The 17,291-nt window shown below is 47.0% G+C and carries 15 protein-coding genes; 4 read left to right on the forward strand and 11 right to left on the reverse strand.

Features of this window, described 5'->3' with window-relative positions:
• Positions 1-7 precede the first annotated feature (7 nt).
• Positions 8-2,122 carry an MMPL family transporter gene (locus T494_RS0105745; RefSeq protein ID WP_028505471.1) on the reverse strand — a complete coding sequence of 705 codons (2,115 nt, stop codon included), beginning with the start codon at positions 2,120-2,122 and terminating at the stop codon, positions 8-10.
• 294 nt (positions 2,123-2,416) lie between these two features.
• Between T494_RS0105745 and T494_RS0105750 the strand changes: the two genes are divergently transcribed.
• Entirely contained in the window at positions 2,417-3,022 is a 606-nt protein-coding gene (locus tag T494_RS0105750) for a TetR/AcrR family transcriptional regulator (RefSeq protein ID WP_028505472.1), read from the forward strand.
• Positions 3,023-3,064: 42 nt separating this feature from the next.
• Here T494_RS0105750 and purD read toward each other — a convergent pair whose 3' ends face one another.
• The 10 genes from purD to T494_RS0105800 all read right to left on the reverse strand — a co-directional run bounded on the left by purD (position 3,065) and on the right by T494_RS0105800 (position 11,501).
• Entirely contained in the window at positions 3,065-4,423 is a 1,359-nt protein-coding gene (purD, locus tag T494_RS0105755; RefSeq protein WP_028505473.1) for a phosphoribosylamine--glycine ligase, read from the reverse strand.
• A gap of 18 nt (positions 4,424-4,441) precedes the next feature.
• Positions 4,442-5,623: a phosphoribosylaminoimidazolecarboxamide formyltransferase gene (locus tag T494_RS0105760; RefSeq protein ID WP_028505474.1), complete on the reverse strand. Its 1,182-nt coding sequence runs from the start codon at positions 5,621-5,623 to the stop codon at positions 4,442-4,444.
• 38 nt (positions 5,624-5,661) lie between these two features.
• Positions 5,662-6,087, reverse strand: coding sequence for a hypothetical protein (locus tag T494_RS0105765; RefSeq protein ID WP_028505475.1), 426 nt, complete (start codon positions 6,085-6,087; stop codon positions 5,662-5,664).
• A 29-nt stretch (positions 6,088-6,116) separates the two neighbouring features.
• Positions 6,117-6,833, reverse strand: coding sequence for an IMP cyclohydrolase (locus T494_RS0105770; RefSeq protein WP_028505476.1), 717 nt, complete (start codon positions 6,831-6,833; stop codon positions 6,117-6,119).
• A 19-nt stretch (positions 6,834-6,852) separates the two neighbouring features.
• Positions 6,853-7,056 (reverse strand): hypothetical protein, encoded by a 204-nt coding sequence (locus T494_RS0105775; protein WP_028505477.1) that lies wholly within the window; start codon positions 7,054-7,056, stop codon positions 6,853-6,855.
• Positions 7,057-7,131: 75 nt separating this feature from the next.
• Positions 7,132-7,761, reverse strand: a complete 630-nt coding sequence (purN, locus tag T494_RS0105780; RefSeq protein WP_028505478.1) for a phosphoribosylglycinamide formyltransferase — start codon at positions 7,759-7,761, stop codon at positions 7,132-7,134.
• Between the two features lie 19 nt (positions 7,762-7,780).
• Complete coding sequence (purM, locus tag T494_RS0105785) at positions 7,781-8,827, reverse strand: phosphoribosylformylglycinamidine cyclo-ligase (RefSeq protein ID WP_028505479.1); 1,047 nt, start codon at positions 8,825-8,827, stop codon at positions 7,781-7,783.
• Positions 8,828-8,863: 36 nt separating this feature from the next.
• Positions 8,864-10,297: an amidophosphoribosyltransferase gene (locus T494_RS0105790; protein WP_028505480.1), complete on the reverse strand. Its 1,434-nt coding sequence runs from the start codon at positions 10,295-10,297 to the stop codon at positions 8,864-8,866.
• 51 nt (positions 10,298-10,348) lie between these two features.
• Positions 10,349-10,846 (reverse strand): 5-(carboxyamino)imidazole ribonucleotide mutase, encoded by a 498-nt coding sequence (gene purE, locus T494_RS0105795; protein ID WP_028505481.1) that lies wholly within the window; start codon positions 10,844-10,846, stop codon positions 10,349-10,351.
• A 418-nt stretch (positions 10,847-11,264) separates the two neighbouring features.
• Positions 11,265-11,501, reverse strand: a complete 237-nt coding sequence (locus T494_RS0105800; protein WP_028505482.1) for a hypothetical protein — start codon at positions 11,499-11,501, stop codon at positions 11,265-11,267.
• 160 nt (positions 11,502-11,661) lie between these two features.
• On the opposite strand from T494_RS0105800, the gene rsmA reads away from it, so the two are divergent.
• The 3 genes from rsmA (at position 11,662) to glgB (ending at position 17,280) form a co-directional block, all read left to right on the forward strand.
• A complete protein-coding gene (gene rsmA, locus T494_RS0105805; protein WP_028505483.1) occupies positions 11,662-12,522 on the forward strand; it encodes a 16S rRNA (adenine(1518)-N(6)/adenine(1519)-N(6))-dimethyltransferase RsmA in 861 nt (286 codons plus the stop codon).
• Positions 12,523-12,657: 135 nt separating this feature from the next.
• Positions 12,658-14,961: a SpoIIE family protein phosphatase gene (locus tag T494_RS12455; RefSeq protein ID WP_051540132.1), complete on the forward strand. Its 2,304-nt coding sequence runs from the start codon at positions 12,658-12,660 to the stop codon at positions 14,959-14,961.
• Between the two features lie 219 nt (positions 14,962-15,180).
• Positions 15,181-17,280: a 1,4-alpha-glucan branching protein GlgB gene (glgB, locus tag T494_RS0105815; RefSeq protein WP_028505484.1), complete on the forward strand. Its 2,100-nt coding sequence runs from the start codon at positions 15,181-15,183 to the stop codon at positions 17,278-17,280.
• Positions 17,281-17,291: the final 11 nt, after the last annotated feature.

Here is a 17,291-nt window from a genome sequence, read left to right on the forward strand (position 1 = left end):
TCGTTTCTCACTTGACTGTCGGAAGCTGTACGCCATTGACTCCGGCATGATTTTTTCTTGCGTTCTTCATTCCGAATGTGGAACGGATTATGATCGGATCAAACAGCATAAGCATCGAAGGCAGGATCAGTATTACTGTCACCATGCTTATGATAGCGCCTCTTGAAAGGAGGCTGCAAAGCTGAGATATCATATCCACTCTTGAGTAAACGCCTACTCCGAATGTGGCAGCAAAGAATCCAAGAGCGGAAACTATGATCGACTTGATAGAGGTGGAAAGTGCAATGGTAACAGACTCTGTTTTGTCCTTGCCGGAGTTTCTTTCCAGCTTGTATCTTGTGGACATAAGGATAGCATAATCCACGGTTGCACCCAGCTGAATGGTACCGATAACGATAGATGCGATAAACGGTATCGTCGTGTGGGTGTAGCATGGTATTGCCATGTTAACAAAAATCGCAAACTCAATTACTGTTACAAGAATGAGTGGCAGTGAGAATGATCTGAGAACAAAGAAGATTATAAGGAAGATAGCAACCATTGAAACTGCGCTGACGACCTTGAAGTCTCTGTCGGTGACTGTTATAAGATCCTTTGTACAAGGTGCCTCACCGATGACCATTGCTTTGCTGTCGTATTTTGAAACTATGTCCTGAAGCTTATCTATCTGTTTGTTCACCTCATCTGAGGCGGTCTTGTACTGAGAACCTACAAGCACCATCTGCCAGTTCTTTGATTTAAGTACCTCTGTGAGCTTTTCGGGAATGACCTCTTTTGGAATGTTAGGTCCAAGCAGAGAGTTAAGACCCAGGGAGAACTTGACACCGTCAACCTTGTTCATCTCGTTAAGCATATTGTTCATAGCCTTTGGTTCAAGATCAGCGTCGCACATTATTATATGTGTGGAAGTCATGTGATACTGTTCCTCCAGCTTTGTGCTTGCCACGATACTGTCAAGATCCTTTGGAAGAGTAGCTGTCAGATCGTAGTAAACATCGGTGTGTGTGTATCCGTAAACTGCCGGGATCAGCACCACAAGAAATGCGGTAAGGCAGACAGCACGGTGTCTGATAATAAAGCTTGAAAGCTTGTCGAGCTTTGGAATAAGGTCACGGTGCATTGTCTTTGTCAGAGCCTTGTCAAAAATAAGTATCATGGAAGGAAGAACTGTTACGCAGGCGATAACGCCGATAACAACACCCTTTGCCATAACGATACCCATATCCAGTCCCAGTTTGTAGGACATAAAGCAAAGTGCGAGGAATCCTGCGACTGTGGTGATGGAGCTGCCTACAACTGAACTGATAGTCTTGGAGATTGCCTGCGCCATAGCTTCTTTGTTGTCTCCTGGGTGGTTTCCCTGCTCCTCTTTGTAGCTGTGCCACAGGAATATGGAGTAGTCTATTGTAACGCCCAGCTGGAGAACTGCTGTAAGAGCCTGGGTTATGAACGAGATCTCTCCAATGAAGAAGTTTGACCCCAGGTTGTAAAGGATCGCCATTCCAACGCTTAACATAAAGAATACGGGTATCAGGAACGAATCCATTGTAAGTGCCAGCACCAGGCTTGTGAGACAGACCGCAAGGATAACATATCCCATTGTCTCGTTTAGGGTCAGATCCTTTATGTCGCTGATCGCTGCGGTCATGCCGGCAACAAAGCATTGTTTTCCTGCAATGGATTTGACCTCGTTTAGAGCTTTAAGACTTTCGTCGGATGCCGACGAGGAGTCGAAGAAGACTGCAAGCAACGTAGAATCGCCCGAATTAAAGAAGTCATAGAGCTTTTTCGGGAGAACCTCTTTCGGCAGGTTGATGTCTGCAATGGAATCATACCATATTACATCGCAAACGTGATCCACCTTTGCAAATTTCTTTTCAAGATCCTTAACGTCCTTGTCCTGCATACCGTCTATCATGACGAATGCAAAACCTCCCTTGCCGAACTCATCCAGCATTATATCCTGACCCTTCATGGTGTCAAGTTCCTTAGGCAGATAGGAAAGGATGTCGTAGTTTATCCTCGTGCCCAGCATACCTATAAGGGAAGGGACAAGCAGTACCAGGCTGATTATAAGTATAGCAAATCTGCCTTTGACAACTGCCTTTCCGAACTTATACATTGTTTCATTACCCCCTTAAAACAGCTTTGATAAATATAGCTGCATACATTATACATTGTATGTCACATCGCTGTTTTGATTTCCTAATGTTAGTCTACCACAAAAATGACCGTTAGTCAATATGTTTGGACAATAAAATTGACCGTTGGTCATATTTTTGTATACATTGTACATTGGAGGCAAAAAACAATAATGACTATTGGTCATTTTTACGTCTTGACTTTGAGATTTGTGGGATTTATAATTTAAACAACAGGTAAAAGAGCCGTTTATATCATTCAAGGAGATGAAAAAATGGGCAAGCTTGACTCAAACAAAAAGAAGAAAGAGACCTCGCTGCTTGATACAGCCTTTGAGCTTTTTACCACAAAAGGACTGACCAAGACCTCCATTTCGGATATCGTCAGCAAGGCAGGTGTTGCAAAAGGCACATTCTATCTGTACTTCAAGGATAAGTACGATCTGAGGAATCATCTCATATCCCATAAATCCTCCCAGATGTTCAGAAAAGCGATAGTTCAGATGAAGGTTGAGAAAAAGGAGCATGACTTTGAGTCGGACATCATATTTGTGGTGGACAATATAATAAACCAGCTTTGTGAGAATAAGTCTACCCTTAGTTTTATATCCAAAAATCTCAGCTGGGGAGTGTTCAAGAACGCCCTTACCACTAAAGCCAGCGAAAAGGACGTGGATTTTGCGGACGTTTACAATATGATAATCGAAAACGCCCCCAATACGGTCAAGGATCCCGAAATAATGGTTTATATGATAATAGAGCTTGTAAGCTCCACCTGTTACTCGGCGATCCTTTATTCCGAACCCTGCGATATGCAGACTTTAAAGCCGTACCTGTACGGAAGCATAAAGCATATCTTGCACGACCATATAGAATACTGACCAAAAAATAGCTCTCACCAATTTGGTGGGAGCTGTTTTCTTTTACTGTCTTAAATATACGCCGTTTTCTTCGATATAGTCCTCCATATCCTGCTTGTATTCCAGGTCAAGGGGGTCGTGTGTGTCAAGTGCCTTCAAAGCACGCTGACCGATGTCTTTGCGGTAATGTACATCCTTCCAGTTTATCTTTTTCACAGCGTTGTAGCTCTTGTCCAGAGCACCCTGAAGGGTAAGTGCAGTGCAGGTCACGCCCAGCACTCTGCCGCCGTTGTTTGTAAATTTTCCGTCTTTGATCTTTGTGCCGGCATGATAAACTATGGCGTCCTTTGTCTGTCCGTTTTCGTCAAGACCGGTTATCTCAAAGCCTTTTTCATAGCTTGTGGGGTAGCCGCCGCTTGCCATTACAACGCAGGTGCAGAAGCCATCTTTCCAGTCGATTTTTACCTCGGACAGCCTGTGCTCGTAAATCGCCTCAAAGATCTCGCAAAGATCCCCGTCAAGCATAGGCAGTACCACCTGTGTCTCCGGGTCGCCAAAGCGGCAGTTGTACTCGATAACCTTAGGACCGTCCGGGGTAAGCATAAGTCCGAAATAAAGACAACCCTCAAATGTGCGTCCCTCAGCGTTCATAGCCTTTATAGTAGGCAGGAATATCTTTTCCATGCACTCGTCTGCAATGCTTTGTGTGTAGTACGGATTCGGAGCCACAGTGCCCATTCCTCCGGTGTTAAGTCCCTCGTCGCCGTCAAGGGCACGCTTGTGGTCCATTGAGGAGATCATTGGAACAACAGTTTTGCCGTCTGTGAAAGAAAGCACGGAAACTTCCGGACCTGTGAGATATTCCTCAATGACTACAGTTGAACTGCTCTTGCCGAATTTAAGCTCGTCGATCATCTCGTGAACAGCCTTTACAGCCTCGTCTTCGTTCTGTGCAAGGATAACTCCCTTGCCCAGAGCAAGTCCGTCAGCCTTTATGACAGCAGGGTAGGTGTTCTGCTTTCTGATATATGCGATAGCATCTTCGCTGTTGTCAAAGACCTCATATTTTGCCGTGGGGATATTGTATTTTTTCATCAGCTGCTTAGAGAACACCTTGCTGCCCTCAATGATAGCTGCGTCCTTTTTCGGTCCGAAGGTCTTGAAGCCCTTAGCCTGCAAAGCATCCACCATTCCCAGCACCAGCGGATCGTCTGGGGCTACCACAACCATATCCACATTCAGCTTCTGTGCAAGAGCCACAACGCCGTCAATATCCGTTGCGCCCACGTCAAAGCACTGTGCATACTTTGAAATTCCGCCGTTTCCCGGAGTGCAGTACAGCTTGTCCACTTTTTTTGACTGGGCAAGCTTCATTATAATTGCGTGTTCACGACCGCCGCCGCCAACAACAAGAATATCCATTTAAAATACCTCCGCAGATCAATGGTGGAACAGTCTGATACCTGTGAATGCCATGGCAATATTATACTTGTTGCAGGTCATAATAACATGATCGTCTCTGATAGATCCGCCCGGCTCTGCAATGTAAGCAACGCCTGATTTTTTAGCTCTTTCGATATTGTCACCGAATGGGAAGAAAGCGTCTGAGCCAAGGCAAACGTCCTTGTTTTTAGCAATCCATTCTTTCTTTTCCTCAGCTGTGAGCACTTCGGGCTTGACCTTGAAAAGTGTCTGCCAAACGCCGTCTGCCAGCACATCGTCGTGCTCGTCGGAAATATAAACGTCAATGGTGTTGTCTCTGTCCGGTCTTCTGATGTCGTCAACGAACTGCAAGCCAAGTACCTTTGGATGCTGTCTCAGCCACCAGATGTCAGCCTTGTTTCCTGCAAGTCTTGTGCAGTGTATCCTTGACTGCTGACCTGCACCGATACCGATAGCCTGTCCGTTCTTAACGTAGCATACAGAGTTTGACTGAGTGTATTTGAGTGTGATAAGGGAGATAACAAGGTCTGTTTTCTTGTCGTCGGGAATGTCCTTGTTGTCTGTAACAATGTTTGCAAGCATCTCGTTGTCTATCTTCAGTTCGTTTCTGCCCTGCTCGAAAGTAACACCGTAAACCTGCTTTCTCTCGATAGGATCGGGAACATAGCTTTCGTCTATTTTAACAATGTTGTATGTACCCTTTCTCTTTGACTTGAGTATCTCAAGAGCCTCGTCGGTATAAGAGGGAGCGATTATGCCGTCTGATACCTCACGCTTGATAAGATTAGCCGTGCAGGCATCGCACTCGTCGGAAAGAGCGATGAAGTCACCGTAGGATGACATTCTGTCTGCGCCTCTTGCCTTTGCGTAAGCGCACGCCATAGGAGTAAGCTCGCCCAGGTCGTCAACGAAGTATATCTTCTTTTCTGTGTCCGTAAGGGGAGTGCCGATAGCAGCACCTGCCGGTGAAACATGCTTGAATGATGTTGCAGCGCAGTAACCGGTAGCTTTTTTAAGCTCCTTTACCAGCTGCCAGCCGTTGAAAGCGTCAAGCAGATTGATGTAGCCGGGCTTGCCGTTGAGAACTGTGATAGGCAAGTCCTTTCCGTCCTCCATAAAGACCTTTGACGGCTTCTGATTTGGATTGCAGCCGTACTTTAAAAGCATTTCGTTTGCCATTTTCAATTACCTCCGATTTATGTTTTAATGATATTAAACTACTGTTGTTTGGATCTGTCTTTCTTTTTTCTGACTTTGATCATTTTTATCCTTCCGGTCCCGGAGCTTTTTTTAGCAGGGACGATATCGTCCACCTCGGTGAATTTTCTTTGTGGATCAACAAATCCGTAAGCCGAGCCAAGCTCCCTGCCTATATAGATGTGTACCTCGGTGCGTCCGCCTCTGTATTCATTTTTCATACTTCCGTTAAGGGTAACTATCACCAGCTCGTCTGTACCCGGTATAGTGCCGATAAGGTTCAGCTTTGTGGCAATAGGAACTTTCCCGCTCTGGACAGCAACAACTGTGCCGTCAACCTCCACCTGTGTCCTGCTCTTGTTCACGACCAGTATCTCATGACCGTCGTATTCTGCACGCCATGTCTCATGGTCGCCCATTCGCAGAACAGTGCGTTTTTCTTCCATCTTCAGGTCTCCTTATTACAAACAGGGGTTTACTTTGAATACTTGTTAACTATCTTTGTGGTTGCCTTGCCGGTCTGGATGTCGATAAATCTCACAAACAAAGATACCTTGTTATCCTCGTTAAGTGCGTTCCAAAGGTCATTTGTGAAAGTATCAATGTCGGTTGGGATCTCTATTTTTTCCGGCTCGCCCTCAAAGCTCGGCAGTGGGTTTCCGTCACCCATATAGGTGTGGATAAAGTGACCTGTGCCTGCAAGAGGAGTGGTGTATGTGAAGGTAAACCTTTCAACGCAGTCCGGGTTTCCGTCTGCGGACTTGATTATATTCATCGCATAGTTGTACTCACCGCCGCCAACGTGCATTATTCCGGAAATACGGGGAGTATAGTTCGGAGCGTCGTCCTCGTAGATACGTGTCCTCAGGGACTGCTCAAAAGTCTGCTGATTGTCCATAAGCTCATAGATAGTGTCTGTCTGGTCGCCGTTGGTAACAATAGTCTTGTTGCCAAGAACTCTGACAGGGGAGTAGATGATAAGATGTGGGTCGGAGAGCTTGCTCGGGTCGGCAGCCTCTGTCTTTATGCCGTCAGCAGTCTCAGTGAAAACTCTGTTTCTTGAGTTTACGCTTCTGCCCATGATAAAGTAAGCCGTGACAGCGTTCTTTCCGTCAGCACTCTTGCCGATGATTATACCTCTTCCGGGGTAACTGTTTTCCTTTAAAGCCTGGTAGATATCAATAGTTTTCATATTCTTTCCCTCCAAAGTATTATTTCTTTTTGCCGATGCGATTGAAAATCGGCAAAACAAGACTTATTGTAGCGCCCATAACTGCCGGGTACATTATGTTCTTTCCGACTGTAAAGCTCCAGCTGCTTCTGGTTATGATCTTGCAGTATCCGAAATCAAACAGATTCCAGAATATAACGAATGTCAGAACAAAAAGTCCTATAGAGATCAGTCTGTTTTTCATTTTTCATTTTCCGTTTTCATGTTAATGCAGTCCCACTTTTTGAATGGTCTTAACCGTATCATATCCTGTCGGATCTCATTTTTCAGCAACGTAAGCCTTGCCGTCCCTGATAAAGATCCTGTCCTGGCAGAAAAGCGAAACAGCCTTTGGCAGCAGCTTCCACTCAACGTTTTCCATTATCCTGCGCTGCAAAGTTTCAGCAGTGTCATCGTTCTCAACGTTCACCGTTCCCTGAAGTATTATCGCACCTGCGTCAGCCTTTTCATTCACGAAATGAATCGTTGCACCCGATACCTTGACTCCGTATTCAAGTGCTTTTTCATGCACCTTCAGTCCGTAGAATCCCTCGCCGCAGAAGCTTGGTATAAGGGCAGGATGAACATTTATTATCCTGTAAGGGTACGCCCTTGTAACGCATTCGTCAAGTATGGTCATAAATCCTGCAAGCACCACAAGGTCAGCCTGCTGTCTGTTAAGCTCCGCAAGGATAGCCTCACTGTAAGCCTTGCTGTCGGCATATTCCTTTCTTGGTATCACAACGGTGGGTATATCCGCTTTTTTTGCCCTTTCAAGCGCAAACGCACCCTCCTTTGAGGAGATAACGCAGCTGATCTTTCCGCCCTTTATTATGCCGCTTGCCTGGGCATCTATAAGAGCCTGTAAATTCGTTCCGCCGCCGGAAACCAGCACAACTATATTCTTCATATCTTTGGTCCTTATCAAATTATTCTGTTATAACCACTCCGTAGTCGCCTTCGATAAGCTCACCGAGAATGTAAGCTTCCTCTCCTGCGGCTTTGAGCACCTCAACAGCCTTGTCGGCATCTGCCTTGTCGACAACAACGGTCATACCAACGCCCATGTTGAATGTGTTGAACATATCTCTCTCGGGGATATTGCCCGTCTTTGCGATAAGGTCGAAGATCGGCAGGACCTGAACGTTCTTTCTTGAGATCTTTGCAGAAAGTCCCTTTGGAAGGGATCTTGGAATGTTCTCATAGAATCCGCCGCCTGTGATGTGGGAAATGCTCTTGACATTTACACTGTCTATCAGGCTCATGATCGCCTTTACGTATATCCTTGTAGGTGTCAGAAGCACCTCGCCAAGGGTCTTTCCCCCAAGCTCGTCATATGTCTTTGCAAGGCTTTGTTCGTTTACGTCAAAAACCTTTCTTACAAGGCTGAAGCCGTTTGAGTGAACACCGCTTGACTTGATAGCGATCATAACGTCGCCTGCTTTCTGTGTGTCGGGCTTGATGATCTTGTCCTTGTCAACAACGCCCACAGAGAAGCCTGCAAGGTCGTAATCCTCATCCGGCATAAGTCCCGGATGCTCAGCGGTCTCGCCGCCGATAAGTGCACAGCCTGCCTGAACGCAGCCTTCCGCAACACCTGAAACTATCTTTGCGATCTTTTCGGGGTAATTCTTTCCGCAGGCTATGTAGTCAAGGAAAAACTGTGGCTTTGCACCGCAGCAGATTATGTCGTTTACGCACATAGCAACGCAGTCGATACCCACGGTGTCATGCTTGTCCAGCAGAAAAGCGATCTTTATCTTTGTGCCTACGCCGTCGGTGCCCGAAACAAGCACAGGCTTTTTGATGTCCGTGATGTCAAGCTCGAACAAGCCGCCAAAACCGCCGATCCCGTCAACAACGCCCTTGGTAACTGTGCGTGCCACATACTGTTTCATAAGTTCCACAGCCTTGTATCCTGCGGTAACGTCAACTCCTGCATCCTTGTAGCTGTTTGAATAGCTGTTATTGTTCATATAACTTATCCTTTCGTTGTATGTGATATGCGGTTATTATTCGCCGCAATGTTCTTTTCCGTTCCAACAGTAGGTGCACAGCTTGCAGCCTTCAAGCTCCACTGCCTTGAAAGTGCCTTCGAGTGACTGGAATTCAAGGGATGTGAGTTCAAGCCTGCGGCATATCTCATCTCTGAGGAGCCTGCCTCTTTCCGTGTTGGAATCGCTGTACTCGCTGATATATTTGACCCCTTCAACGCCCTCGTGCTCGTCGATTATCTGTCTTGCGATAAGCTCAAGTTCCGAATTGCTGCGTGAGAAGTTCAGGTATTTGCAGCCGTACATTATCGGCGGACAGGCAGAGCGCATATGAACTTCCTTTGCGCCGTTTTCATAAAGGAACTCAACGGTTTCTCTCATCTGTGTGCCTCTTACGATGCTGTCGTCCACAAACAGCAGCTTTTTGCCTTTGATAAGGTCGTGAACGGGTATCAGCTTCATCTTTGCGACCTTGTTTCTCATTGACTGGTTGGTGGGCATAAAGCTTCTCGGCCAGGTCGGAGTGTACTTGATGAACGGTCTTGCAAACGGTATGCCGCTTCGGTTTGCATAGCCTATCGCATGCGGAGTACCTGAGTCGGGAACGCCGCATACGTAGTCAACATCCGGCAGCCTGCCGTTTTTGATGTCGTTTTCCGCCATTATCATACCGTTTCTTATTCTCATGACCTCAACGTTCCTACCCTCGTATGTGGCATTGGGGTAACCGTAATAAGTCCATAAAAATGTACAGATACTCATTTTGTCCGTACCCTCGGCAAGTATCTCATAGCCGTCCTTGTTCAGCTTGAGTATCTCACCTGCTTTCATCTCGTGGCAGGTCGTATAGCCCAGTTTCATGAAAGCGAAGTCCTCAAACGAGAAACAGAAACCGTCAGATCTTTTTCCTATGATTATCGGAAGCTTGCCTGCCTTGTCTCTTGCGCAGATAACGGAATCCTTGAGCATGATGACCAGCGACATAGTTCCCTGTATCTTGCTCTGTGCATATCTGATGCCGTCAACAAAATTGTCTTTCTGTGCGATCAGCGCACCGATAAGATCTGCTGAGTTTATCGAACCGCTGCTCATAGCTTCAAAATTCGCACAGCCGTTGTGAAGAAGCTCGCCTGCGATAGCATCAGCATTATGTATGACTCCTATCGAGCATATAGCATAAAGTCCCAGCTTTGAGCGCACCATGATAGGCTGAGGGTCGGTATCGCTGATACAGCCGACACAGACCTTTCCCCGCATAGTTTCAACATCTTTTTCAAATTTAGTACGAAACGGAGAATTTTCAATGCTGTGGATATTCCTCTGGAAGCCAAGCTCAGCGGAATAAGAGGTCATACCGCCTCGTCTTGTACCCAGATGAGTATGATAATCCGTTCCGAAAAATACGTCCTGGATGCAGTCATTAGCTGAAACTGCGCCGAAAAAACCACCCATAAGTAAATCACCTGAACCCTTTTTGATATGAATTTGCCCGAGATAACATCATCAGATGTTCTTTAGTGTATCCTGAAGAGCAGCGTCCTTAGCTATTACGCCGTCGATCATTTTCTGTTTTTCTTTTGCAAGCCTGGTTGCAAGCACCTCGTCCGACAGAGCAAGTATCTGTATCGCAAGGATAGCGGCATTTTTAGCCCCGTCGATAGCCACCGTAGCAACAGGTATTCCCGAAGGCATCATAACCGTTGCAAGAAGTGCGTCCATTCCGTCAAGTGCCGCCGACTTGCAGGGGATACCGATAACAGGCAGTGTGGTGTGACCTGCAATAACTCCCGCAAGGTGAGCAGCCATTCCCGCTGCACAGATAATCACGCCGAACCCGTTTTCCCTGGCTTTTGCAGCAAATTCGCTTGCCAGAGCAGGGGACCTGTGTGCGCTCATAACGTGAGCTTCGTATTCAACGCCGTATGCTTTAAGCTCGTCGATAGCCTTTTTTACCACCGGCAGATCGCTGTCCGAGCCCATGATAACTGCAACTTTTTTCAATTATATCAACCTCCTAATCTTTATTGTGTCGTCTGCGCAGCGTTGTGAGTGCTGAAAACAAAAAACTGCAACAAACCGTTGCAGTTTTCAAGCAGGTATACAGTACCTGCGTACAGACGTACTGTGTGTGGGCAAGGTGTGTGCATAAGCGGATTTGTGCGCAAACAAGCGGCGGTAAATGCCGAAGCAAGATCCGCTAAAAGCGTATGGAGTTGACAAACAGCCCTGTACCATAACGGCGCCCTCCAAGCACACATGTTCTGCCAAAGAGGCATATGCCCCGCACAACACAATTTTTAACATAATAATTGTACTATATTTGCCGGTAAATTTCAACACCCGTACATATAAAATTTAAGCAAACATCTTTAAAAATAATTGTGAATTATCACAATGGTGATTTAAAATGGAAAAAACTTTACAAAAAGCTGCTTGTGCCAAGACCGTTGTTGAGGCTGTGATCGGCAGTCATATTGTCCACAAGCTGCTGCATTTCCTCAGGTGAAGCGGCGACCGAGCTGTCCTTGATGAGCTTTTGCTTCTGTGCCGTGGTAAGCTTTGCAAAGGTGTCAAACGCAAGAGCGTTCTGTGCCATTGCCATAGACAGCCCCAAAGGTATGTCCTGAGGCGAGTACACAGGGTTTATCTTTTTCATGTTTGTTCTCCTTTCTGTTTTATTTCCACGGAAATATCCGCAGTGGGATTATTGTTCCACCGAAAATAAAGATTATTTGTGCAGATCCTGAAAAAAGATGTGTTGACACAATGCGGTGTAAAATGTTATAATCAAATATCAGATTTTGGAGGTTGACAAATTGGATAATTTGTGGAATATCGGTACCGTGAAAGCAGTCATGGAGCGACATGGTTTTACATTTTCAAAGGCTCTGGGACAGAATTTTCTGGTCAATCCCTCGGTCTGCCCGAAAATAGCACAGCTGGGCAACGCAAGAAAGGGCTTCGGTGTACTTGAGATAGGAACAGGTATAGGTGTGCTCACAAATGAGCTTGCCAAGGGTGCAGACAAGGTGGTGGCTGTTGAGATAGACTCCAGGCTGATACCCGTGCTTGAGGAAACGCTTGCGGAATATGATAACGTTAAGATAATCAATGAAGATATAATGAAGCTGGATCTTGCCAAACTTATAAATGACGAGTTTGCGGGACTTGAAGTTGCAGTGTGCGCAAACCTCCCTTACTATATTACCTCTCCCGTGATAATGGCTTTGCTTGAGCAGCGCCTTCCAATAAAGACCATAACCGTTATGGTGCAAAAAGAGGCGGGCGCAAGGCTGTGCGCCAAAATGGGTACAAGGGAAATGGGTGCCGTTACCGTGGCGATAAACTATTTTGCCACAGCAAAGGTGCTATTCAATGTTTCAAGAGGGAGCTTTATGCCACAGCCCAACGTTGACAGCTGCGTGGTGCAGTTTGAGCTAAGGGACAGTACCCCCGAAGGGGTGAGCGACGAGAAGTTCTTTTTCAAAGTGGTAAGGGGGGCGTTCTCCCAGCGCAGAAAAACCCTTTGCAACTCTGTCTCATCGGCTCTGGGAGCGGATAAGGCATCGGTCATAAAAGCCATAGAGCTTGCCGGGCTTGATGCAAACGTCCGTCCGGAGAAGCTTTCCATGCAGCAGATGATTGATTTCAGCGAAAACCTGAGAAAGTTGATATGATATTTTAATGCCGTCACATTTGTGGCGGTTTTGCTTTTTAAAACGACATTTTTCACTCTATATCACCTATATAATAATACTGTTGTAAAAAAACGGATGTTCAATATCTCGGACAACGAAAGGTGATGTGTGAAAATGGAAAAAGTGATGATGTTTGTAAAGGAAAAGGTGGCGCCTTCGCGGCGGCAGCTGGTAAACGGGCTTATCGCCGCACTAGCAGGCTTTGTCTGCGGTCTGGGCAAGGTGCTGGGTCTGCCGGGTGAGATAAATGTGGCGGCTGCGGTGCTTTCGGGAGATTACATACTTGCCTCTGCAGCAGGCTCTGTTGCTGCGTATGCCCTTATGGGAAGCGTTGCCTCAGGCATGGTGCAGCTGTGCGCTATCCTTATGATAGCAGGCATACGTTTTATCATGCCTGCGGACAAGCTCTCGTTTTTCGGCAAGCATAACGAGGCTGCCTTCACCTCACTTATGACCGGTGCCGTGCTGATACTTTTTGGCTGCGTCGTATCCCTTTCCATGCCTACGGATGCGTTTACTGTGTCTTTGCGTATGATAAATGCGCTGCTTTGCGGCTGTACGGTCTACTGTGCAATGACGGTGATAAAGAATTACCGCTTTGCGGAAAGCTTTGATCTGCACGGTCTCAACGGTATGTATATAGGTATACTCTATGTTATTGCCATTTCGGTAATTTCATCTCTTAATACAGGGGTCATCGACCCGGGCAGGGCACTGGGCTGCTTCTGTGTCCTGCTGGGAGTAAGACGTTATCGCCAGACGGGCGGCGCAGTTATGGGTGCTCTCACCACCTGCGGAGTGCTGCTTTGTTCCCCCGCACTGGCAAGGAACACACTGCTGCTTGCCACATCAGGGCTTATCTGCGGAGTGTTCTGGAGCTTCGGGGCGGTGGTAACGGTAGGCGTGTTTATCTTTATATCTCTTGTAAGCCTTGCGGCAATGGGTATAAATCCGGACACGATGCCAATGTTTGCAGATATTCTCCTGGGCAGCCTTGTATTCCTTGCCCTTCCGCTGCCTGTTTTCAACAAGATAAGAGAACGATTCAGCATCCTCAGGATAAGCGGCTTTAAAAGCCCCGTGGAGCACGTCAGCCAGACAACGCTTTCAAGGCTGTCCTTTGCCTCCCGGACAATAGGCGAGATAAGGGAGCAGCTTTCACAGATAAGCACCGCAATGGAGCGCAGAGAGCTTGATACGGACGTTTCCGACGAAGCTATCAGGACGATATGCGCCGACTGCACTTTCAGTAATTCCTGCTTTGCACACCTTCGCCAGCTCAAATGGTCCATGGGAAAGCTGGAAAGAGTGTGTATGAAGTACAACTGCATAAGTCCTGCGGACGTTGAAAAGCACCTTACCGAATGCCAGCGTCCCGAGTACATGAGCAGACGCTTCAACAAGACCTACCGCACTATGGTCGCTCAGCGTGCAGGGAATATGAGGATAAGCGAGATGAGGGGATTTTTGGGGGAGCAGTTGTCGTCTATGGAGGATGTGCTCAACGACCTTTCCGTAAGAGTGGGCAGTGTGCGGCAGATAGACGCTGCGCTCTCGGCACAGGTTAGACGGGTGTTTGACGATCTTGGCTATCCCAACGCAAGAGCCTGCGTGTTTGTTGACGAAAACCTGAGCAGGCGTGTGGAGGTGTATCTGACTGCTCAGTTCTGCGGAGATATGTCAAAGCTGACAATAGCCGTTTCCGCTGCCGCCGATTGCGACCTTGACCTTCCGGTCATAACCCGCAGCAAGGAGCTTACAAGAATGTGCTTTACCCCTGCGCCTGTATTTGCTGCCGAGATAGGCTCGTTCTGTGCCTCCAGAGGGGACGGCTGCTCGGGGGACAGCTATGATGTCTTTAACGTTAGCGCAACGGAAAAATATGTGCTGCTGTCCGACGGAATGGGTACAGGAAAAAGAGCAAGGCTGGATTCTGTGTTCACCATAAGCCTTGTTTCCAGGCTTATCCGCTGCGGAATATCCATGACCACCGCACATAAAATGGTCAATTCAATGCTTCGTGTCAAAGGCTGGGAGGAGTCCTTCGCTACCCTTGACCTGCTCAGACTTGACCTTTGCGGTGCAAGCGCAAGGATACTCAAATCAGGTGCTGCCCCCAGCTATCTGTGCCGTGACGGCGGGGTAAGGATACTGTCCTCCGATGCCTTTCCCGCAGGGATATTGCCTTGCTGTCAACCGGATATCGTTGACCTGAAGCTTTTTGACGGGGATATTATCATGCTTGCCAGCGACGGAGTGGATAAGGCTGCTGCCAAAAAGCTGTGCGAGCTTTCCGTGACAGGCATCGGTGTAGATGAGATGTGTCGTGTGCTGGGACACTGCTGCATCGACCTTTGCGATGGGGAGCTCAAAGACGACGCAACTATAATCCTGGTCAGAGTCAGCCGATGCGCTTAGAGGGATAAAATATGTCTTTTGATCCGGGCATTTAAAATTATTTATAATATTTTTGTGAACTTTGTACAAATACAGTAGTGCGAATATGTGCTAAACTGAAATTATTAACTAAAATACTTGCATTATTCTTAAAAAAGGTTTAAAATATACATTGAGGAATTATGTACTTGCGAGAGTACGTTTGATATCCTCGAAAAATGAATCGGCAGGAGGTCAGAAATGGCAAGTAACATACCGCAGGAGTACGAGCTTCCTCTTTACCTTTTCCATTCGGGCACAAACTATGAAGCATACAAGTTTCTCGGATGCCATAAGGGTAACAGGGACGGACACGACGGATACTATTTTAGAGCATGGGCTGCCAATGCCCACGGAATATCCCTTGTGGGAGATTTCAATGACTGGGACGAATCAGCTAATCCCATGACTCTTATCGAAGATACTCAGATCTGGGAGACCTTTGTTCCCGGACTGAAGACATTTGACACTTATAAGTATTGTGTATTCGGCTGCGACGGAAAAAAACATCTGAAGTGCGATCCTTACGGCACTCATATGGAGGTCGCTCCGAGCACCGGCTCCAAGATATTTGATATCGATGCCTTTCCGTGGGGTGACGGGAAGTGGCAGAAAGAGCGTGCAACCAAAGACGTTTACAACACCCCGATGAACATCTATGAGGTCCACCTCAACAGCTGGAAGACCTGCACCGACGGCAAGTATTATTCCTACATGAAATTTGCCGAGGCGATAATTCCTTATCTTACCGAGATGGGATATACCCACGTTGAGTTCATGCCTTTGGCAGAGCATCCTTTTGACGGTTCGTGGGGCTATCAGGATATAGGTTATTATGCACCTACATCCAGATTCGGAACACCTTACGATTTTATGAAGATGATAGAGATGTTCCATAAGGCAGGCATAGCAGTTATCCTTGACTGGGTACCTGCTCACTTCCCAAGGGACGAAGCAGGACTTTTCGAGTGGGACGGCGGAGCATCGTATGAGTATTCCGATCCCAGGAAGAGAGACCACCTTACATGGGGCACAAGAGTGTTTGACTATGGCAGACCCGAGGTAAGAAGCTTCCTTATTTCCAATGCACTATATTGGCTGGAGCAGTTCCATGTTGACGGTCTGAGAGTTGACGCCGTGGCTTCCATGCTTTATCTTGACTATGACCGCCGTGACGGTGAATGGACACCAAACAAGGACGGCGGAAACCATAACCTTGAAGCAGTGGAGTTCTTACAGAACCTTAACTCCGCAGTTTTCTCAAGAGTGCCCAATGCACTTATGATAGCCGAGGAGTCCACAGCGTGGCCTATGGTCACAAAGCCTGTGTCCGACGGCGGACTTGGCTTCAACTTCAAGTGGAACATGGGCTGGATGAACGATATGCTCAAGTATATGAAGTATGACCCTATCGACCGGTCGTTCCACCATGATATGCTTACATTCTCGTTCTTCTATGCGTTCAGCGAAAACTTTATCCTTCCCATTTCTCACGACGAGGTCGTTCACGGCAAGGCTTCCCTTGTTAATAAGATGCACGGAAGCGACGTTGACGGCAAGTTTGCCCAGTGCAAGCTGTTTATGGCTTATATGATGGCTCACCCGGGCAAGAAGCTGACATTCATGGGCTCTGATTTTGCACAGTTCAGAGAGTGGGATTACGAGAACGGACTTGAGTGGTTCCTGGTGGACGAGTACGAAAACCACAGGAATTATCAGAAGTTCATAAAGAACCTTAATACCTTCTACAAGAATACTCCTGCAATGTGGCAGAGAGATTTCTCGTGGGAAGGATTCAGCTGGATAGCAAACGACGACTTCAGACAGAGCATTATCATCTTCCGCAGATTTGATGCTGACGGAAATGAGATAATCGTTGTGTGCAACTTTGTCCCTGTTGAGAGAAAGTCCTATTGCTTCGGCGTTCCTTATAAGGGCAAGTACAAAGAAGTTTTCAATAGCTCTACCGACGACGGAAGCCCCGCTACCAACGGTACAGTCAAGAGCGTTGAGCAGGGTATGCACGGCTTTGAGCAGTCTGTTTGTATCGATATCCCGGCATTCAGCGTAATGTACTTTACAGTTGAAAAGGAAAAGGACAAAAAGACCCGTGCAGCAGGCAAAAAGACAGCTAAAAAGCCTGCGGCAAAAACGACCGCCGCTAAGGCTAAGACGGAGGCTGAGACCAAAGCTGTCAAAGCAGAGGATAAAAAGTCTGCGGAAAAGAAAACGGCAGCAAAAAAGCCTGCGGCAAAAAAGACCGCTGAGAAGAAAACAACTAAAACAGCTAAGAAGGGCTGAACAATAAAAAT

The sequence above is a fragment of the Ruminococcus sp. FC2018 genome (assembly GCF_000621805.1).
In the GTDB taxonomy this organism is placed as follows: domain Bacteria; phylum Bacillota; class Clostridia; order Oscillospirales; family Ruminococcaceae; genus Hominimerdicola.